The organism is Rubripirellula obstinata, assembly GCF_001642955.1.
In the GTDB taxonomy this organism is placed as follows: Bacteria; Planctomycetota; Planctomycetia; order Pirellulales; family Pirellulaceae; genus Rubripirellula; species Rubripirellula obstinata.
This window is the reverse complement of the sequence record NZ_LWSK01000016.1, coordinates 54841-74560: the sequence shown is the minus strand read 5'-3', so window position 1 is coordinate 74560 and position 19720 is coordinate 54841. Positions and strand designations below refer to the sequence as shown.

Annotated in this window: 14 protein-coding genes; 5 read left to right on the top strand and 9 right to left on the bottom strand. The window is 54.3% G+C overall.

Annotation, left to right across the window (positions count from 1 at the left end; genetic code table 11):
• Positions 1-113 precede the first annotated feature (113 nt).
• Entirely contained in the window at positions 114-1592 is a 1479-nt protein-coding gene (locus RC85_RS07240; protein WP_084422429.1) for an alanine/glycine:cation symporter family protein, read from the bottom strand.
• A 174-nt stretch (positions 1593-1766) separates the two neighbouring features.
• Here RC85_RS07240 and RC85_RS07235 point away from each other — a divergent pair, with 174 nt between their 5' ends.
• Positions 1767-3047, top strand: coding sequence for an alkaline phosphatase family protein (locus RC85_RS07235; RefSeq protein ID WP_068260459.1), 1281 nt, complete (start codon positions 1767-1769; stop codon positions 3045-3047).
• Positions 3048-3528: 481 nt separating this feature from the next.
• On the opposite strand, the gene dusB is transcribed toward RC85_RS07235, so the two are convergent.
• On the bottom strand, positions 3529-4566 hold the full coding sequence (gene dusB / locus RC85_RS07230; protein WP_261340469.1) for a tRNA dihydrouridine synthase DusB: 1038 nt from the start codon (positions 4564-4566) through the stop codon (positions 3529-3531).
• A 288-nt stretch (positions 4567-4854) separates the two neighbouring features.
• Complete coding sequence (locus RC85_RS07225) at positions 4855-6660, bottom strand: ABC-F family ATP-binding cassette domain-containing protein (RefSeq protein WP_068260456.1); 1806 nt, start codon at positions 6658-6660, stop codon at positions 4855-4857.
• Between the two features lie 309 nt (positions 6661-6969).
• Here RC85_RS07225 and RC85_RS07220 point away from each other — a divergent pair, with 309 nt between their 5' ends.
• Positions 6970-9864, top strand: a complete 2895-nt coding sequence (locus RC85_RS07220; protein ID WP_068260453.1) for a 2-oxoglutarate dehydrogenase E1 component — start codon at positions 6970-6972, stop codon at positions 9862-9864.
• A gap of 130 nt (positions 9865-9994) precedes the next feature.
• On the opposite strand, the gene RC85_RS07215 is transcribed toward RC85_RS07220, so the two are convergent.
• Positions 9995-11647 (bottom strand): hypothetical protein, encoded by a 1653-nt coding sequence (locus RC85_RS07215; protein WP_068260450.1) that lies wholly within the window; start codon positions 11645-11647, stop codon positions 9995-9997.
• Between RC85_RS07215 and RC85_RS07210 the strand changes: the two genes are divergently transcribed.
• Positions 11646-12227 (top strand): thiol-disulfide oxidoreductase DCC family protein, encoded by a 582-nt coding sequence (locus tag RC85_RS07210; RefSeq protein WP_235033343.1) that lies wholly within the window; start codon positions 11646-11648, stop codon positions 12225-12227. The genes RC85_RS07215 and RC85_RS07210 overlap by 2 nt on opposite strands.
• A gap of 72 nt (positions 12228-12299) precedes the next feature.
• Here RC85_RS07210 and RC85_RS07205 read toward each other — a convergent pair whose 3' ends face one another.
• The 3 genes from RC85_RS07205 to RC85_RS07195 form a co-directional block, all read right to left on the bottom strand.
• Positions 12300-13115 carry a phosphoribosylformylglycinamidine synthase subunit PurQ gene (locus RC85_RS07205; RefSeq protein ID WP_068260447.1) on the bottom strand — a complete coding sequence of 272 codons (816 nt, stop codon included), beginning with the start codon at positions 13113-13115 and terminating at the stop codon, positions 12300-12302.
• Positions 13116-13317: 202 nt separating this feature from the next.
• On the bottom strand, positions 13318-14697 hold the full coding sequence (locus RC85_RS07200) for a sporulation protein (protein ID WP_068260444.1): 1380 nt from the start codon (positions 14695-14697) through the stop codon (positions 13318-13320).
• A gap of 30 nt (positions 14698-14727) precedes the next feature.
• On the bottom strand, positions 14728-15390 hold the full coding sequence (locus tag RC85_RS07195) for a hypothetical protein (protein WP_149752841.1): 663 nt from the start codon (positions 15388-15390) through the stop codon (positions 14728-14730).
• A gap of 622 nt (positions 15391-16012) precedes the next feature.
• On the opposite strand from RC85_RS07195, the gene RC85_RS07190 reads away from it, so the two are divergent.
• Positions 16013-16561, top strand: coding sequence for a TVP38/TMEM64 family protein (locus RC85_RS07190; RefSeq protein ID WP_238383101.1), 549 nt, complete (start codon positions 16013-16015; stop codon positions 16559-16561).
• Positions 16558-17016: a PH domain-containing protein gene (locus RC85_RS07185; RefSeq protein ID WP_068260436.1), complete on the top strand. Its 459-nt coding sequence runs from the start codon at positions 16558-16560 to the stop codon at positions 17014-17016. The genes RC85_RS07190 and RC85_RS07185 overlap by 4 nt, the downstream gene beginning before the upstream one ends.
• Positions 17017-17094: 78 nt before the next feature.
• On the opposite strand, the gene leuD is transcribed toward RC85_RS07185, so the two are convergent.
• Both leuD and leuC read right to left on the bottom strand, forming a co-directional pair.
• Positions 17095-17688 (bottom strand): 3-isopropylmalate dehydratase small subunit, encoded by a 594-nt coding sequence (leuD, locus tag RC85_RS07180; protein WP_068260433.1) that lies wholly within the window; start codon positions 17686-17688, stop codon positions 17095-17097.
• A gap of 139 nt (positions 17689-17827) precedes the next feature.
• Positions 17828-19234, bottom strand: coding sequence for a 3-isopropylmalate dehydratase large subunit (gene leuC, locus RC85_RS07175; RefSeq protein ID WP_200836848.1), 1407 nt, complete (start codon positions 19232-19234; stop codon positions 17828-17830).
• Positions 19235-19720: the final 486 nt, after the last annotated feature.

Below are 19720 nucleotides of genomic sequence, written 5' to 3'. Positions count from 1 at the left end.
GTACTCATCAAGCTTCTTGGTCATCGCGTTACTCCATCAAAATACGATCGTTCATCAAGCCGAAACCGGGAACAAATCTGTCCCCCAAAGAAAACCATGTCAATACCAAAGATTTAGCGGCCCAGGCTGCGCCCAAACAAGTATTTCCACGACTGCAAACCGTAGTACGACCAGGAAATCATCGTCGAGAACGCGAACAAGATGATCGCAATGGTCAACACATAGCGGAATCCGGGCAACACGCTGTCGAACGCTGCGGAGGTCAGATCGACGCCGCCAATCCTGGCCCCGTCGATCAGCACTTCCTTGGACTGCACATCGCCCCAAGCAAACGCCCCGTCGGCATTGAACAACACGATCACCAATGCGGTCATCGTGCAGATGACAACGGTATCGATGAAGGGTTCCAAAAGCGCGACGATCCCTTCGGACGCGGGATACTTTGTCTTGACCGCCGAGTGGGCGATGGCTGCCGACCCTGCACCCGCTTCATTTGAAAATGCCGCCCGCTGAAACCCCTGGATCATAACGCCGATCAATCCGCCCAATCCCGCTGCGGGAGTGAACGCGCCGCTAACGATCTGCTCGATCGCCCACGGAACATTGGCAAAGTTGATAACAATGATCACCAAGGCTGCAGCAAAATAAACAAACGCCATGAACGGAACGATTCGCTCAGTAACCTTGGCAATCCGTTTGATGCCGCCAATGATCACGATGCCCACCAAAACCGCCATGACCAAACCGATCAGCGTCCCGGACGATCCGCCATCGGGCAAACCCAGCAACGATTTGATCTGCTGAGCCGCTTGGTTGGATTGAAAAGCATTGCCGCCTCCGAACGATCCGCCGACGCAAAAAATGGCAAACAGCACACCCAGGACTTTTCCCAGCGGCCCCATTCCCATCTCTGCGAGTCCCTTCCGCAGGTAGTACATCGGACCGCCATGAACCGTACCGTTCGAATCGATATCGCGATACTTAACGCCCAACGTGCATTCAACGAACTTGGTCGACATCCCCAAAAATCCACAAACGATCATCCAAAACGTGGCACCGGGCCCGCCGGTCGCAACGGCAACCGCCACGCCAGCGATATTGCCAAGGCCAACCGTGCCGGATACCGCCGTTGCCAACGCCTGAAAGTGCGATACCTCGCCTTCCCCCTCGTCTCGAATCGTATCGACCAGATCGCCATCGACTTCGTTGACCTCGACTGCGGTGGGCAAATCCTGCCCCTCTTTTTCGATTTCATCGTACTTGCCACTGACCACGGCGATTGCCATCGGTATCAATCTCAAATTGATGAAGCCAAAGGCGATCGTGAAAAAAGCGGCTCCGGCGACTAACAACACCAAAACGAATGGCAGCGGTCCTGCGACTGGCACTGGGACCGTAAAGAAAACGATTCCGCCCCAAGTGTCCGCGATCGGCTTGAACAACCCGTCAATGGTTTGATCCAGACCGGCTGGATCTGGATTAGGCTGTTCTTCTTGGGCGACCGCCGTGCCGCAGTTGCAAAACAGGATCACGGCCAACAAGATCAGAAAAAAACGCATACGATGTTTCGTGCCCAAAGTTGGCGACGACATAAATGGTTCCAGAAGTGTTAGGTATTTTCATAATCAAAAGTGCGAAGTTTGCACGAACATCCGCCCGCTAGATGATAGTGGTTTTCTCAACTCGCGTGTCTTCCGACCGCGAAGAGATCCAGTCAAGATGTTGATCAATCCCCGGAAGCCTTCACAAGAGGGAAATGTTCCACCGTGTCAAAAGTTTGCATTCTGAACGTTGTCGGGCTGACGCCCGCGCTGCTGCAACACGCTCCGCGAATTTCCGAACTGGGGACCGCTCGGGCTTGGACCAGCCCTTTACCAGCAGTCACCTGCACGTCGCAAGCGACAATGCTGACGGGATTGGCACCGCGTGATCACGGCATTGTTGGCAACGGCTGGTATCACCGCGACACGCAAGAAGTCCGTTTCTGGCAACAAGCAGCCTCGTTGATCCAGGCACCCAAGTTTTACGATGACTTCGAAACCGCCAAAATGTTTTGGTGGTTCAATCAATCATCCGGCGCAAAATACTCCGCCACTCCAAAGCCGCATTACGGGTGCGATGGATCGAAAGTGTTCGACATCATCGACCAAACCGATTGCGAACTCACCCAAACGCTTGGCCCGTTTCCGTTCTTTTCGTTCTGGGGACCGTCAGCGGGATTACCATCGAGCCGCTGGATCGCGGACGCATCGGCAATCGTGATCCGCGAAAAGCAACCGCAGTTATCGCTGGTTTATCTACCGCACTTGGACTACGACTTCCAAAGAATGTCATCGCATGACCCCGCGCGGGTCGCCGAAGTCGACGCGTGTGCTGGCACCGTGATTGACGCGGCGCAGGCTATCGGTGCCAAAGTGATTGCCGTCAGCGAATATGGATTGGTTCCCGTTTCTAAACCCGTTCACATCAACCGAAAACTCCGCCGTCTTGACTTGTTACAGGTTCGTGATGGACCGTTCGGCGAAATGTTGATTCCAGGCCAATGCAAAGCTTTCGCGGTTGCCGATCACCAACTGGCCCACGTTTACGTCAACGACAAAGACCTCATTCCCGAAGTTCGACGTCAACTTGAATCGATCGATGGAATCAGCGCCGTCTTGAATCCCGGTGACGTCGAACTCGATCATCCTCGCAGTGGTGAACTGATCGCGTTGGCCGATGCCGATGCTTGGTTCACGTATTACTACTGGCTTGATGATAATCGTGCGCCCGACTTTGCCAGGACCGTGGACATTCATCGCAAGCCAGGTTACGACCCCTGCGAACTATTCATCACCAGCAAGGCTCGTGCGATGTCACGCTTGGCACAAAAGAAGCTCGGTTTTCGTTACAAGATGGATGTCATTCCGTTAGATGCGGGATTGGTCAAAGGCAGCCACGGCGTCCACCCGGCCAACGACGACGATGGCCCATTGATCATCGGCCCCGGTGACCTTCCCGATGACATGCGAGACTTCGCCAAGTACGCCCGACGGCTGATAACGTGATACCCCGTTTAACCGCGTTGGAAGTCGATCACATAAATGTAAACAGTCGTTGATCGCTCCGCGATCAGAACGTTCGTAAATAGTCCCGGGAGGGACGGAAGCCCTTTGCCGGGGATGTAAATCCCCGGATGGCAGCGTCTAATCTCCCTTCTTCACTGGCAATGCGGTAGGTTCACTGGGCAATGCGGTAGGCCCGGCCGCTCACGCGCACGAGGCTCACTTTAATCGACACAAGCCGTCGCGCGCCCGGCAGCGAACTGCCGGCCCTCCAGGCCTAACGTGCAGTCATTTGGGCGATGTCCCGGCGGGGCAATCAAGTCGAAGTCTGATCGCTTTCGCCCCTGCCGGGGCTTCGGTTTTTGCTGCGTTTGATTCCGTGGGTCAAGACCCACGGCACCGTGCTGACGCCCCATCCGGGGCTGATGTAAGTGCAATTGGGCGATGCCCAACGCGGTTAAATGACCAACGCTTGAAATCGCGTTTACGACGAAACCGTCGCTCGGTCCTGGTTGTCGACGACGGGGAAGAACTCGTCGACAACGCTGTGGAATTGCTGCGAAGTGGAAACCTTGGCAACGTGGCTTCGGAAAAACCGCGCACCATGTTTGCCTTGTGCGTAACAGCAAGCGTACTTTCGCATCAGCACCGTGCCCTTCTCTTCCCCAAATCGGCCGATCACCAATTGGTAATGCCGCAACATGACTTCGCGCTGTTCGAGCATCGTGGGTTCAGGCGGGATTGGTTCTCCACGCAGCGCCGCGGCCGCTTGAGCAAACAGCCAAGGTCGTCCTAAGCACGCCCGGGCGATCATCACGCCATCGACATTGTAATTTTGGAACGCCGCAACCACCTTTTCAGCCGAATCCAAATCGCCGTTTCCGATCAATGGGATGTTTTTCAAGTGCGATTTGATTTCGCTGATTCGATCCCAATCAGCATGACCTTTGAACATGTCTTTGGCGGTTCGCCCGTGAACGGTCAGCGCCGCCGCGCCGGCTTCTTCGACGACCTTCGCAATCTCGTTACAGTTCACGTTGTCAGGCGAACATCCCAGTCGAATTTTGGCGGTCACCGGTGTCGGTGCGCAGGCAACAACCAACTGACTGATGATCGCGTGCATCCGCATCGGGTCACGAAGCAGGTAGCTGCCGCTGTGCGCCTTTTCCGTCACCTGACGGACCGGGCAACCGAAGTTGATGTCAACAACGCTGACCTTGTACTCGCCCGCCAATCGCCGCCCCACCTTGGCCATCGTGTCGGGATCGTTATCCCAAATCTGAACCGCCAGCGGCCTGGATTCCTCCGCCACACCCCACAACCGGTCGGGATGCTCGGCTTCGTTTTCGTCCAACCAAACAAACCCACGCGCATTGACCATTTCGGTCGCCAGCAATCCCGCACCCCCAAAACCACGAACAATCTCGCGAAAGGCCGCGTTGGTAAACCCAGCCATCGGAGCTTGCAAAATCGCAGGATCGATGACGAGATCACCGATACGAAGAGGTGGTGGAGGGAACAAGGGTTCGCAGTTGATGGAGTGTTTAAAAGGGCGGGTTTTCAGGTTGGGAACTGTCCCGAAACAACTTTCCAATTTCCCAACCTGAACGCGTAAGCGGTGGATCTCGTTTGACGCGTAATTCCCTCGCTTACGCGTTCAGGTTGGGATTTGGGTGGAAATAAGTGTCGCTTTTCGCTCCGTGAAAGTGTGATCCAATACACTGTCGCGGAGCGAAAGGCGACTATAAAAAACCGCCGGTTACTTTGCTGTGGCCCCATCCTAACGCGAAGCAACCAATCGTCCACCGAATTAAAAATCACTCAGCTCCATCCATCGTTCTTCGGCTTCGGCGGACTGGGCTTTGATGGTTTCGATTTGGGTGTGTAGTTTCATCGCTTCGGCTGGGTCGGTTTCGGTCAGCATGGTTTTTTCGAGAGCTTTTCGTTCGTCATCCAAACGAGCGATCTTTTTCTCCAGATTCTTGACTTCCTTCTCCGCCTTTCGTTGATCCCGTTTCTCTTGGCGATAATCACCAGAATTGGATTTTCCGGGTTTCGATTTACTCGCCGCAGATCCGCTGGTGGAGCCTCCGGCACGTGCTCGTTCGCCTTCGTCGATCTCGCTTTCGACCGTTTCCAAATAGCTGTCGTAATCGCCAAAGTAGACCTTCACTCGGCCGTCGCGAACTTCGACAACCCTGGTTGCCACACGACGAACAAAGTGCCGATCGTGACTGGTGAAGATGACGGTGCCTTTGTACAGATCCAGCGCTGACGCCAGAGCCTCGACCGTTTCGACATCCAAGTGGTTTCCCGGTTCGTCCAGCACCAAAACATTGGCGGTTCCCAACAGCAAACTGGCCATGCACAAACGCGCCCGTTCACCACCGCTTAACACTTTGACTTTCTTTTCAATGTGTTCATCGCGGAACAACAACGCGCCGGCCATCGCCAAAAGATCCTGGCGAGTCGTATTACTGTCAGAATTGTATTCCAGGTGTTCGATCACCGTTTGACGTTCGTCAAGCGACGTATAAACGTGCTGAGCGTAGGTGCCGATTTCGATGTTGTGCCCCCACTTCATGTTGCCCGCCAGCGGTTCCAGAGAGTGAACCAACGTTCGCAACAGCGTCGTTTTTCCTTGTCCGTTATCGCCCACCAGTGCGACTCGCTGACCGTGTTCGATTTCTAATGCAATCGTGTCGGCGACGACATGTTCGGGCAGATCTTTGGTGGCCTGATATCCGATCGCCAGACCTTCACAACGCATCGCGGTCCCGTTTTTGGGTTCGACGCGTGGGGCGCGGATATGAACGGTTGGCTCATCGACTTCGACTTCGGTGGTTTGCAGTTTTTCTAGCTGCTTGGCCTTGCTGCGAGCCTGCGATGCGGTGGCAGCACTGGCGCGGTTTTTTTCGATGAATCTTTCCAACTGTTTTTGCTTGGCAGAAACCGTCGCGTTGACGCGGCGATCGTGTTCGCGGCGCTCTTCGCGGAAATCCAAGAAGGCATCGATCTTGCCGTTGAACATGGTCAGCTTGCCGCGGGACAGTTCGAGCGTTTGGCTGCAAGTCGCTTTCAAGAACGCTCGATCGTGGCTGACGATCAGGGCCGCTTTGCCAAAGTCCCGCAGAAAGTGCTCCAGCAAAATCTGGGTCCGCAGGTCCAAGAAGTTGGTCGGTTCGTCCAGCATCAACAGGTTGGGATCATGCAGCAACAGAGCTGCTAATTTGACACGCGTTTGCCACCCACCGGAGAGTTCTTTGACTGGCCCTTCCAAATAGGCCCCCTTCAACTCGAACTGGCCCGCCACTTCGCCGCATCGCCAATCCGGTTGGTCGCTGTCCCGCATCAAGAAATCCAGCGCCGACTCGCCTTCTTTGAAAGGATCGTGTTGGCGCAGGTATCCGATCCGCAAGCTGGGGTGATGGATCACCTCGCCCTTTTCCAATTCCTCTTCCTTCAGCAACGCTCTTAGGAAGGTTGACTTTCCGGCACCATTTCGACCAACGAAGCCAACTTTGACGTCGTCAACGAGCGACATTTCAGCTCCATCGAGCAGGACTTGGTCGCCAAATCGTTTGTGGGCATCGCGAACTTGAAGCAGTACGGCCATGGATGAAAATGAAAATATCGAAGGATTGAATTTTTGAATCTGACGTGGGTGCAATCAGTGTTTTGACAGAGAATCGGTTCGTTTTGAACCACCTGCGTCGCTTCTGTCGCGGTGACGGACCAAGACTAGATCAAATCGATTACGACAAACGGAGAATTGGTTGGAAAAGTATTTCAACCTGGGGGCCGAAACGTCGTCGTTCCGGGTACCATGTCGCAGGATGATTCTCTAAAGTGCCCGCTGACGTAAATTGCGTCGATTTAGGTCACCCGCCCTTGGCCCACCTTCATCGGTTTCAAAACCGCTGCCATGAATAGTTATAGCTTGGACTACATTGATGATTTGTACGTCCAATACGTTCGCGATCCGTCGAGCGTTTCAGAAACTTGGCGTCAGTATTTCGAGCAATTCTTGCTGGTCAATGCTGTCTCCGGCTCGTTGGCGACGAAACCAGCGGCGGCGACGCCCAAATTAGCCCCAAAGCCATCGCCGGCGATCGGGATCAAGGCACCGGCCAAACCAGCAGCGGACCAAAACGGTTCTGCGACCGCGTCTAGCCCCAACGGTTCCAGTCCCAGCGTCGCGCTCTCGGGTACCGCCAAGCCAGGCGGGACGATCAATGCCGACCAGGCAATTTGGCTGTCCCAGATTCAGGACCGAGTCAACAATCTTGTCCGCGAATTGCGAGTTCGTGGCCACCTGACGGCCAAGCTTGACCCCTTGGGATTCCCGCGTCCCGAAAGCCCCGATCTGCGTCCCGAAGTTTACGGGCTTAGCCGCGAAGATCTCAATCGGTCCTTCGAGGGCAGCGCGATCGAGAACGTGATGGGTGACACGTTGGACGCGATCCTGACGCGGTTGAATAACACGTATTGCCGCAGCATCGGTGCACAATTCATGCACATCGACCGACGCAGCATCCGCGACTGGCTGCAGCGTCGGATGGAAACGACCGAGAACCGATTGGAACTGTCCCACGAAGTCCAGCGGCGGATCTACGTGCGGCTAGCCGATGCATCGATCTTTGAAGAATTTGTTCGCCGTAAGTTCGTCGGGGCCAAAACGTTTTCACTCGAAGGTGCCGAAAGCCTGATTCCAATGTTGGATCTGGCGCTCGAAAAAGCTGGCCAGCACAACGTCAAGGAAGTCGTCATGGGCATGGCCCACCGCGGCCGGCTAAACGTGATGGCCAATATCCTGAAAAAGCGAGCGACCAACATTTTCTGGTCGTTCGATGATCCGACGCCTGAAATGAACCGCGGCGGTGGCGACGTTCGCTATCACCTCGGGTACAGCAGCGATTGGAAAACCGCTTCGGGCGACAAGATTCACATTTCGTTGTGCTTCAATCCCAGCCACCTGGAATTCGTTAACACGGTCGCTCAAGGTCGTTCGCGGTGCAAGCAAGATCGAATGGAAGATACCGGTCGCCACGAAGTGATGACGATCTTGATTCACGGTGACGCTGCGTTTGCCGGTGAAGGCGTCGTGCAAGAAACATTGAACCTTAGCGAGCTGCCCGGTTATCGAACCGGCGGAACGCTTCACATCGTGATCAACAACCAAGTCGGATTCACCACCGAACCCAACGATGGTCGCAGCACCACCTATGCGACCGACATCGCCAAGATGTTGCAAGTGCCGATTTTTCACGTCAACGGCGAAGACCCCGAAGCGGTCGCGCAAGTGGTTTCGCTGGCGATGGATTTTCGCAAGGAATTCCAAAAAGACGTGGTCATCGATTTGTACGCCTACCGTCGTTGGGGCCACAACGAGGGCGACGAACCACGCTTTACTCAGCCGATGATGTACGCCGAAATTGATCGTCGCGACAGCGTGCGAAAGCAGTATCTGAATCAGTTGCTGAAACTGGGCAAGATCACTGCCGAAGAAGCGGATCAAATTCAGGTCGAACGAACCACGAAGCTGGAATCTGAATTCGAGGCGACGAAGAACATTGAATTCACGCCCGACACGCAAACGCTAGCTGCCAACTGGTCCGAGTACTTTGGCGGCGACGAACCTTCCGACGAAACCGACACCTCGGTCGATGTAAAAGTTCTCGGCGGTCTGCTCGACAAGTTGACTCGCATGCCCAACGAGTTTTCATCGAACAAGAAACTGAAACGTCCGATGGCTCAGCGTCGCGAAATGGCCGAAGGCAAACGGTCGCTCGACTGGGCGTCCGCCGAAGCCGCTGCTTTCGCTTCGCTGCTAACCACCGGCCACCCCATTCGCATGACCGGCCAAGATTGCCAACGGGGAACGTTCAGCCAACGACACGCTGTCCTGCACGACACTCGCACCGGCGAAAGCTACACGCCGCTGCAACACTTGTCCGACGATCAGGCTCAGTTGGAACTTTACAACAGCCCGCTCAGCGAAGCCGGTGTGCTGGGGTTTGAATACGGTTACTCGCTCGACAATCCCAACGGCCTGACCATTTGGGAAGCTCAGTTTGGTGACTTTTGGAATTGTGCCCAAGTGATCGTCGATCAGTTCATCGCCAGTGCCGAAGACAAGTGGAATCGCTTGTCCGGTTTGGTGATGTTGCTGCCGCACGGTTTTGAAGGCCAAGGGCCCGAACACTGCAGCGCCCGTGTCGAACGTTTCCTAGCAATGGCAGCCGAAGACAACATTCAAGTCGTTCAGCCAACCACTCCGGCGCAGTACTTCCATGTGCTCCGCCGTCAAGTGATTCGCAAGTGGCGTAAACCGCTGGTGATCTTGTCGCCCAAGAGTCTGCTGCGGCATCCAAAGTGCATTAGCCCACTGGAAATCATCGCGACCGGCAGTTTCAAAAAGATCCTTAGCGATCGCAAGGTCAAGCTTCCCAACGCAAGGCGTTTGCTGCTGTGTACCGGCAAAGTCTATTACGATCTGCTGGCCGCCAGAACCGAAAAGAAGATCGATGATGTTGCGATCATGCGGATTGAACAATTGTACCCGCTGACGCGAGATGAATTGTTGGATTCCATGAACGGTTTACCCGAAGGCAGTGATGTCGTCTGGGTTCAAGAAGAACCAACCAACATGGGCGCATGGCCTTACTTGAAATTGAACTACGTCGATGACATTTCGGTGAAGTACGACGTCCACCGAGTCAGCCGAGTCGAATCCGCCAGCCCCAGCACCGGCAGCATGGCGTCTCACAAACTCGAACAAGCCGACCTAATCGAAGAAGCTTTCGGTGAGCTTAGCTAGAGTTTTTGAGAATTGATGTAGGCCGGAACAAGCGCAGCGCAGTTCCGGCAATCCAATGCAATTGCCGGAACTGCGCAAAGCCTTGTTCCGGCCTACGTCGCGCGACAAAAATCGGTCAAAGGCTCTTTCATCACGATCCCTCGCGCAATCGATCGAAGTATTGCTGCGCGTGTTCGCGTTCGGTTCGGGGCAGCGTTTGGTTTTCTGATGGGTCGCTGTCTTCTGAGAGTTCACTTTCAATCGCTGCCTTGATGTCTTCGCGAGTGACCCCTTTTCGGTTGGGCCCGTCGGCGAATCCAGCGATGATCGCCTTGCCCTTTTTCACCTTCCCACGAACCTGTGTTTCGTAGGTATTGGTATCGCCCTCGGATTCGGGGCGATTGCCTCCGCCGGGCCCGCGGTCCATTCCATTGCCGTTGCCGGGCTGATCACATTCGCCGAATCCGCCCTGGCATTGTTTGCATCCACCGCCCTGACATCCTTGGCAACGCATTTGATTTTTGGACTGCGATAAATCACCGAGCGCCGATTCCAGGTCTTCCAATTCGGACATCTCCTGCGACATTTCCCCCAGTTGATCGGCCATGTCCTCCATCGCGTCCGCTGCGGCTTGGGCATCGCCGCTTTTCATTGCATCGGAAGCTTGTTTCATCGCTTCAGCCATTTGCCCCATCTTCTGCATCTGCGAATCCTTCTGCTGCATTTGATTCATTTCCTGCTGCATCTTGGCAGCGTCCGCGCCGCGGCCTTCCTGTTTTGCTTTCTCGATCTTCTCTTTCAAAGCCTGCTTTTTTTGTTCGTGATCCTTTGCAGCTTTCTTCATCGCGTCGGCCATTTGTTTGACCTGTTTTTGAAGCTGCTTCTTTTCTTGGTCCGACAGTTTTCCATCCTTCATTTTCTTCGCCAACTGTTTGACCAAGTCTTCCGCCTTTCCAAATTCACCCTTCTCGATCGCCTTGGCAACCTTTTCACCGGGACCGCTTTGCAGACCCTTCATTTGCGAGAGTGCTTTTCGCATCTGCTCGGACGACCCGAGTTCTTTTCGGCGGTCGTCTAGCTGTTTCTTCAAATCGTTGATCGCAATCATCGCATCTTTACGATTCATGCTTTTCTTGTTGGTCAACTTGTCGAGTTCCGATTCCATCTTCTCGTACATTTCTTTGGCTTCGGTCAGGCCTTGGCTATCCGCCTTGCGCTTTTGTTGTTCAATCCGTTTCTTCAATTGCTTGGCGACCGTTTTGACCTGCTTCATTTCAATTTTATTGACCGGGGTCGCTGAGCTGGCGTTGGTCGGCTGCATCGGTTCGACCAACATCAACACGATCGCCAAAACAGGCACGACGGCGATTGGCAACCAACCGACTTTATTGGGCTTCAATGCAAAACGATCTGCAATTGCCAATTGATCGGCTCGACGCGAAGCATCCTGCTGCAGCGCCATCCCAAACTCGCTGTCACGATCGCGGTCAGGCAGTCCCATCGTGCTGCTTAGTCGTTCGCGCAATCCGAATCGCCGATCCACTTCCACGGCAACACTCTGTACCGTGGGAGCTTTGACGATGGCGTACACAGTCGCTGCGACGACTGCCGCCGCGATGCTGCCAAAGATCCATCCCTGGGTCCAGCTCGCAAAATCGACTTCCATCACACGCAGCGCTGGCAGGGCGATCGCGATCGTCGCAACAATCAGAGCGACGAACAGGGCAACACAAAGCGATCGTCCGAACAGGCCTAAAATCATCCTGCGACGAGCCGCGTTCACTTTGGACTGGATGGTGTTCATGACGAATACTCTGCGGTTAGATTCAAGATCTGATGGATGCCGGAACTTCTTTTGGCTTGTTCCGGCCTACAATCAGTATAAGGACAATCGTGGCAACGCGATCAGTCCTAATTTTTGCTGCTTTTTTGCGATTGAAACCATGCTGCGACGCGTCGAACTTCCAGATCCCGATTCCAGAGCCGATTTGCCGACGCAATCGGATGTGGTGATTTATGACGGAAACTGCAATTTCTGCATCGGGCAAGTCCGCAATCTTCGCCGTTTGGACATCGGTGGAAAACGATTGTCATTCCTATCGCTGCACGATGACCGCGTGACTCAGCGATATCCAGAACTCAGCTACGACGACCTGATGGCCCAAATGTATGTGATCGACGGATCCGGGACGGCCCATGGCGGCAGCGAAGCGGTCAAATATCTGACCCGTCGGCTACCGATCCTGTGGCCCGCGATGCCGTTTTTGCATCTGCCCGGCACCGCTGGGTTGTGGCGATGGCTGTACAACCAAGTCGCCAAGCGACGTTACAAGCTGGCGGGAAAGAAGGCCTGCGACAGCGACGGTTGCAGCATTCATCTGTAGGTCATCGTCGCCTTTCGCTCCGCGAAAGCAGCGAGTGAACGCAACTTTCGCGGAGCGAAAGGCGACGATTTCCTACGCGAACCAATCAACCGCATTTTGAAACATTGCGTGACCGTCACCGAATTCGGGCTGTTCTTTTCGACGAGTCCAAAACGGATGGTGAGTCGCATCGACGTGGCGTTCGGGGTGCGGCATTAAACCGAATACTCGGCCAGTCGAATCGCAAACACCAGCGACGTTGGCATCGGCACCGTTGGGGTTGATCGGAAACGGCAAGATATCATCCACCACATCGGTTTGCGTTTCAGTCGCATAACGAAGCGACAAACGACCTTGGCTACCAAGTGATTCGAGCGCTTCCTCGTCACGAGCGACAAACTTGCCTTCGGCATGAGCCATCGGCAAATACATCTTGTCGATTCCACGAGTGAATACGCACGGCGAATCGGGATCGACGACCAAGTGAACCCAACGGTCCTCGAAACGACCGTGATTGTTCCAAGCCAATGTCGCGCTAGGCAAATCATCCTGACCTGCGCCCTCGGTCAGAACGCCCAGACGCATCATCACTTGCATGCCGTTACAAATCCCTAGCACCAAACGATCGCCTTGACCGTGAACGAACGAGTCCACCATCTCGGCCAGATGTTCTCGCAACCGAGTCGCCAAAATGCGACCGGCTGCGATGTCGTCCCCGTAACTAAATCCGCCTGGAAAGCACAAGATCTGATACCGATCTTTCAGCGCCGGATTTTCAATCAAGCGATTGACGTGAACTCGTTCAGCAACCGCGCCGGCTTGCTCAAACGCATAGGCAGTCTCTTCGTCACAATTCGTGCCGGGGGCACGCAAAACTAGAACACGCGGTTGAACTTTTGCGGAAGACATGAAGTGGGTCGCTGAAGTGAAAGAATTGGCTACCGATTCAGCACGGGACTATAGCCACGCTAGGCAAACTTGCGTAGCGGTGTGCAGATCCAGAACCGGAAGAAGATGCCCACGGATGGCTTTCGCAGACCCACGGATTTTGTGGGTAGTTTGGGCGCAATCATCCGTGGGTCTGCGAAAGCCATCTGTGGGCCAAAAAAAACTACGACTCAACCGCCAACTGCAGCCGACCATGATCATCGTCCCAGCCGACCACCGTTGCTTGGCCGGTCCACTGCTGACGCCCCAATTGCTCGAATTCCTCGCCCATATCGTGCGGAACAAACAGCACCAGTGGCAATTCTGGGTTGGGAAATCTTGCCCAAACACTGTGACCTTGCGGATACACGTTGGCATCATGATCACCTCCGTACAACAGACGTCGTTCGATGATCGCGGTCACCGAAAACGTCAATCCCGCGATCGCATCAACCAGCATATCTCGCTGGTCACGATCAGCGCGAACCTGCCACAGATGATTGACGGATTCTTCAAACGTGATCCCCGAACTGGATTCAGTCCCCGCCTTTGGCATCGCTAAATTGGCAGCATCGGACGTCACAGACTCGCCGGATGGCACGACTTGAAAGACCATCGTCTTGACCCAATCTGGCCAGCGTGGAATGTCGATTCGCACCACCACGGTCCAAATCAATTCGTTCGCTGCCAGATTCAGCGACAAGGGAGCGTTGCTGGGAACTTCCATCGCAATCGGTAAACGCAGCTCAGTGCCCGGCATCAATTTTCCCGCCTCGCGAAGCGTTTCTTCTTGTTCAAAGAAAACATGCCGGTGAGTGGTTTTGTTGCTGCCGCTACCGCTGACCACTTGTTCGCGGCCTTCTAGCTTGACGTTAATTCCGTTGATCCCAACGCTTCGTCGAGGCTTCAAAACAAGTTCGCCCGTTAACGATCCACCGGGAACAATCAATGAATCCGACAATTCACATTCGACATTTCCAAGCAGATACTTTGGCAACCAGTTTTTCAGAAACCAAAACCCGATCCCGCCGATTGGCAGCAGAAAAAATGGAAGTCCAATCCAACCCAATCCTAGGACAACCCCCGCGAACCCTGCAAAGACCGCCACCATCGCCACCATCAGTATCAAGGCCACAAACACCTTCGCTGGTAAGGAATTGGCTTTCGCCGCCGATGAGTCCGCGGGTGCTTGCAATGGCACCATCTGAAACGCGGCGGAGGCTTTCGGATCAAACGACCAGGCAATTTTGGCTCGTGCATCCACGTAATGATCGACATTCAAAAAGTGCCCGTGGTACGTCGGCGGCCAATCCAGAGCCTTCAACTCAAACGGATACTCCAGCGATTCTCCTTCCTGCCATTGCCCCTGAAACGCCGTGACCGAATCGCCGATCTTTGAAGTCACATTTCCGCGGCCATGCGTCCGCCAACCTATTTGAATCACCAAACCATTACAGGCGATGTCTTTGTCGACATCCACGCGGACGACACCGGTGACCGTATCACCGCCACGGAAAATTCGATCTGGTTCGGTCAATTCAACTGACAATTTTGGTTTCGACATCTCAGTAATTTCCCTTTTTGGAAAGCCTCATCAATCCCGATCCATCAGATCCGCGATACGCCGTTGAAATTGTTCGTACATGAACCCTTCGACCGATCGAAGATCGCTGCCGAATTCATCAAACAGCCAACCAGCCTCTTGCGCCGAAACGATGGGAATCGGTCCATCGCCACTGCGTGATGCCTCGATTCGACGATTCAGAATTTGTTGAATCAAAGACGCTGTGTTCTGTTGCCCGATGCGAACGCTTTGGACTTGGTAACCCCAACGCCGCAAGCATCGCGACAGACTTTGGTGGGTTCCCAAGATCAGCGGAACCCCCGTCGCAAACACGGACCGCTTTGCCGATCGGTTCATTCGCTGAGCCTCATCGATGATCAGCGGATTGCCGAACGGAATCGCTGGCACGGGGCCTTCTTCGGGAAGGTAAACATAGGTCGCCTGCGGCAAACGAGATCCCAGCCAATGCAATCGAGTCGATTTCCCACGCCCGCAATCGCCAATAAATTCAATCGCCGTCCGCAGGTCCAGCGTGATCTGGTCGAGCAAGTTTTCGTTCACGATCGCCAATTCAGCACGCTCAGCGATCGACAATTCACCGAACGGATTGCGGAACAAGTTCAGCCGAGACCAGGGTTGCCAGGCTGGCCCGTCCGACAAGCGGCCAGCATCGCAAACAGAATCTAAATCCATGTCGATCATCGCGCGATGTGATTCTTCAAAAGAGGAGCTATGATGTTTCGGAGGCCCAATCAAACCCAACGAGTGCATCTTACGGTTTGCTGAGGCATGGCGGTATTTGCTGGAGTCCAGGCTTTAGCCGCTTATGATCTCGGCGGAATTGGAACCTTCTATGAAGTGCTCAAACGGCTGAAGCCTGGACTCCAACGGTGCTAAGCTGTGAAGTTATCTCAAACCTAAACTTAAACCTAAACTTAAACCTAAACTCAAACCTAAACTCAAACCTAAACTCAAACCTAAACTCAAACCTAAACTCAAACCTAAACCTAAACCTTCGCCGTGAGAGTTGAAGTACAAGTTTTGGGATTGCTTACTCACTCACAGCCTTACGGATTGCAACCCGTAAGGTGCACTCACCCCATCCGAATTGCAACATTCATATTGCACCAGTCGAAAAGCGTACTGACCGAAATTGTACCGGCATAAAGTCTATCGAATTTTGCTGCCCGCTTTTTTGTTGGCAGCTCTTGCGTTGTTGATCCACTGGAAAATGGATTTCGCCGAGTTGAGACATTGGCTGGAAAGGTCCGGACCGTTCGCACCAATTTTTTTCGTATGCTTCGGCGTCATTCTTATGTCCGCCTGCGTTCCGAAAACCGTGATGTCGATCTCGGCGGGTGCGTTGTTCGGAACCTGGCTTGGCAGCGGCTTGATGCTGGTGTCAGCCGTGACGGCGGCCCTGCTGAATTATCACATCGGCCGCTGGTGGATGCATCGATCGCCCGGCGAAAACAAGGATGTCGCAACCGATCAAGAGTCGATCGTCCGATCGATGACGGAAATGGCTGCCGAAGCAGGTTTCGCTTCGCACCTGCTCGTTCGTCTCTCGCCGGTGCCCACCATGGTGATTAGCTACGCGATGGGATCCTGTCGGGCTCGTCAAAAACCGTATCTTGCTGCCGCAGCCGTCGCCGTGATTCCTCAAATCCTTTGGGTCCACAGCGGCACGGCGGCGGCATTGGCCAGTGATTCCAGCACGACCGTGGCCCAATGGATTAGCATCGCGATTGCGATCGTTGGTGGCATCTTGGTTTCCGTCATCGTTCCAAAACAGGCAATGCGGCGAATCCGTGAAAACCAAACGCGACACCCGACACAGAACGCAATCGAAACAGCCTCATGAAAGATCCTGAATCACCTTCTCATCCCACCACCCAAATCAAAGTCTACGAATCGGCGATTGATCGATGGGTAATCGCACTGTTGCTGTTGTCACCGCTTACCAGCGCAGCGATCGGTGTCTATTGCTTTGCCAACGGGAAAGCCGACGACGCCGCGATCCTGTTCGCAGCAGCCGCGTTCACACTCTTGGTTTCCATCGCGTTCACGCTGCCGTGCCGTTACACGCTAACCGCGGACGCCATCTCCATTCGCTGCGGACTCTTTGTGTTTTATCGAATCACGTACAACGACATCGAATCCGTTCAGCGAACATCGACATGGCGTAGCGGTCCCGCGTTGTCGCTGAATCGAGTTGAGATCAAAACGAACCAGAAAAGCGTGATCATTTCTCCCGTCAACCGCGACCAATTTATCAAAGACCTCACCGACCGACTTCCAAGACCAAAAGAAGATTAATTGCGATTCACTTTTATCTTTGCGACAGGTCGGATCTAAAACGTGGCATAGGATTCATTCGGCCTAAGGAATATCCCACTACCAGGTTCGGGCTGCTTCATAGGCCGTGATCTTGTCTTCGTGCTGCAACGTTTGAGCGATGTCGTCCAGGCCGTGCAGCAGGTTGTGGCGTCGGCTGGGATCGACATCAAAGCTGCGTTCGAAACCGTGATCGTCGGTGATCTTTTGGTTTTCCAGATCGACGGTGATCTGATAATTCGGATGCTTTTCCGCTCGTTCAAACAATTCGTCAATGTCGGATTCGGGCAGCACGATCGGAAGCACACCGTTCTTGAAACAGTTGTTGAAAAAGATGTCGGCAAACGAAGGCGCGATGACGCTGCGGAAGCCGTAATCTTCCAGCGCCCAAACCGCATGCTCGCGGCTGCTACCGCTGCCGAAGTTTTGCCGAGTGACCAGCACCGACGAACCCTTGACGTTGATCCGGTTGAGTTCGAATTCAGGATTAGGCGTTGTGCCATCGTCCATGAACCGCCAATCGTAAAACAAGAATTGGCCAAAACCCGTTCGTTCAATTCGCTTTAAGAATTGCTTGGGGATGATTTGGTCAGTGTCAACGTTGGCGCGGTCCATCGTGGCAACGATGCCGGTGTGTATCGTAAAGTTTTGCATGGAAGTAGGTATTAGGCGTTAGGCGTTAGGCGTTAGGTATTGGGAACAGCAATCGGGAGGGTGCAAAAGGCTGGCGGCGTCAGGCGTGGTATCTTCCTAAAACCTAATGCCTAACACCTTTTTCCCTACTCTCTACTCTCTACTCCTTGTAATTCCAGTCGCGGATATCAACAAAGTGACCTTTGACTGCTGCCGCAGCGGCCATCGCGGGGCTGACCAAGTGGGTTCGGCCTCCTTTGCCTTGCCGTCCTTCAAAGTTGCGGTTGCTGGTACTGGCACATCGCTCGCCCGGTGCCAACTTGTCCGGGTTCATTGCCAAGCACATGCTGCACCCGGCTTCTCGCCAATCAAATCCAGCTTCTTTGAAAATGTGATGCAGGCCTTCTTGCTCAGCCTGTAATTTCACCCGTCCGCTACCCGGCACCACCATCGCTTCCAGATCGCTGCTGACATGATGCCCCTTCAAGACGGCCGCGGCAGCCCGAAGATCTTCGATCCGTGCGTTGGTGCAAGAGCCGATAAAAATGCGATCCAGTTTGACGTCACCGATCGGTGTACCGGCTTTCAATCCCATGTAATCCAGCGAGTCGCGTGTGGTTTTCTGATCGGTCGCGTTATCAAATTCAGACGGATCAGGAATGTTGGCACGAACACTGCGAACTTGTCCGGGGTTGGTACCCCAAGTCACCTGCGGTTCGATATCGCTGCCTTTGTAAACGTTCGACTTGTCGTAGACCGCACCCGGATCACTGGGAAGCTTTTTCCAACGCTCAACCGCCGCCGCGAAATCCTTGGGTGCTTCGGGCAAGCCATCCAAGTAATCAAACGTCGTTTGGTCTGGTGCGATCATGCCGGCACGAGCACCGGCTTCGATCGACATATTGCAAACCGTCATGCGTTCTTCCATCGTCAGCGCTGAAATGCAGTCGCCGGTGTATTCCAGAACGTACCCGGTTCCGCCCGCCGTCCCGATCTGACCGATCAAGTACAAGATCATGTCCTTGGCTGTCACACCGCGACCCAATTCACCATCGACCCGAAGCTCGAATGTCTTCGGTTTGAACTGCAACAACGTCTGCGTCGCCAGAACGTGTTCGACTTCGCTGGTTCCGATACCGAACGCTAACGAACCGAACGCACCATGAGTCGCCGTGTGCGAGTCACCGCAAACGATCGTCATGCCGGGTTGAGTGTACCCATTTTCGGGACCGATGACGTGAACGATTCCTTGGCGGACATCGTTGATATCGAACAGCGTCACGCCAAACTCTTTACAGTTTTGACGCAGCGTTTCGATCTGCTTGCGACTGATCTCATCCGCGATCGGCAGCGACCGGTCGCTGGTGGGCACATTGTGATCGGGTGTGGCGATCGTGCGGGCTGGTTGCCGGATCGGACGCTTGTTGATTCGCAGTCCCTCAAACGCCTGGGGGCTGGTGACTTCGTGGACCAAGTGCAGGTCAACGTACAGAATCGCCGGTCCAGATTCGGGGGCGTGGACAACGTGTTCTTGCCAGATCTTGTCCAGCATCGTCTGAGGGGGCATCGTCTGAGGAGGCATCGTCTGAGGCGAGTCAGTAGCGTTCATAGGGGTCCCGCAGGGACTAGTCAAAAGAGGGAAAGATTGCTTCTTTGGAACCCCTAACTTTCAACACTGGGTGCGGAAATGTCAATGGATAAGGCAAAAGCGAAACAAACACGAAACACGGGGACAGGCACGTTGAATCGGCAGCCCCATTCGTAGGCCGTGGTGAGCGGAGCGAGTGACGGCATTTTGTGCTGCCCTGCCGTAACTCGCTCCACTCGCTACGGCCTACTTTAGCGCCGCCAGCCGATCGCTTGCCTGCATCGAAACAAACATCGCGAAAGGCCACGTTGAATCGGCAGACCCATTCGTAGGCCGTGGGGAGCGTTCACCTTGCCGATCACCAAGTTGGCACCCAGTTGATAGTGCCAAGAAGGACGATCCAAATCGGTTCCACGAATGATATCAGGCCAGGCACCCGCAACCCCGATCCGCCAACGATTAACT

What these genes read in the sequence shown, in the direction of transcription:
- leuD (WP_068260433.1), bottom strand. Translation starts at nt 17,688, where the DNA reads ATGCAAAACTTTACGATACACACCGGCATCGTTGCCACGATGGACCGC.
- leuC (WP_200836848.1), bottom strand. Translation starts at nt 19,234, where the DNA reads ATGCCCCCTCAGACGATGCTGGACAAGATCTGGCAAGAACACGTTGTC.
- RC85_RS07185 (WP_068260436.1), top strand. Translation starts at nt 16,558, where the DNA reads ATGAAAGATCCTGAATCACCTTCTCATCCCACCACCCAAATCAAAGTC.
- RC85_RS07225 (WP_068260456.1), bottom strand. Translation starts at nt 6,660, where the DNA reads ATGGCCGTACTGCTTCAAGTTCGCGATGCCCACAAACGATTTGGCGAC.
- RC85_RS07210 (WP_235033343.1), top strand. Translation starts at nt 11,646, where the DNA reads ATGACGAATACTCTGCGGTTAGATTCAAGATCTGATGGATGCCGGAAC.
- RC85_RS07220 (WP_068260453.1), top strand. Translation starts at nt 6,970, where the DNA reads ATGAATAGTTATAGCTTGGACTACATTGATGATTTGTACGTCCAATAC.
- RC85_RS07195 (WP_149752841.1), bottom strand. Translation starts at nt 15,390, where the DNA reads ATGGATTTAGATTCTGTTTGCGATGCTGGCCGCTTGTCGGACGGGCCA.
- RC85_RS07205 (WP_068260447.1), bottom strand. Translation starts at nt 13,115, where the DNA reads ATGTCTTCCGCAAAAGTTCAACCGCGTGTTCTAGTTTTGCGTGCCCCC.
- RC85_RS07240 (WP_084422429.1), bottom strand. Translation starts at nt 1,592, where the DNA reads ATGTCGTCGCCAACTTTGGGCACGAAACATCGTATGCGTTTTTTTCTG.
- RC85_RS07190 (WP_238383101.1), top strand. Translation starts at nt 16,013, where the DNA reads ATGTCCGCCTGCGTTCCGAAAACCGTGATGTCGATCTCGGCGGGTGCG.
- RC85_RS07215 (WP_068260450.1), bottom strand. Translation starts at nt 11,647, where the DNA reads ATGAACACCATCCAGTCCAAAGTGAACGCGGCTCGTCGCAGGATGATT.
- RC85_RS07200 (WP_068260444.1), bottom strand. Translation starts at nt 14,697, where the DNA reads ATGTCGAAACCAAAATTGTCAGTTGAATTGACCGAACCAGATCGAATT.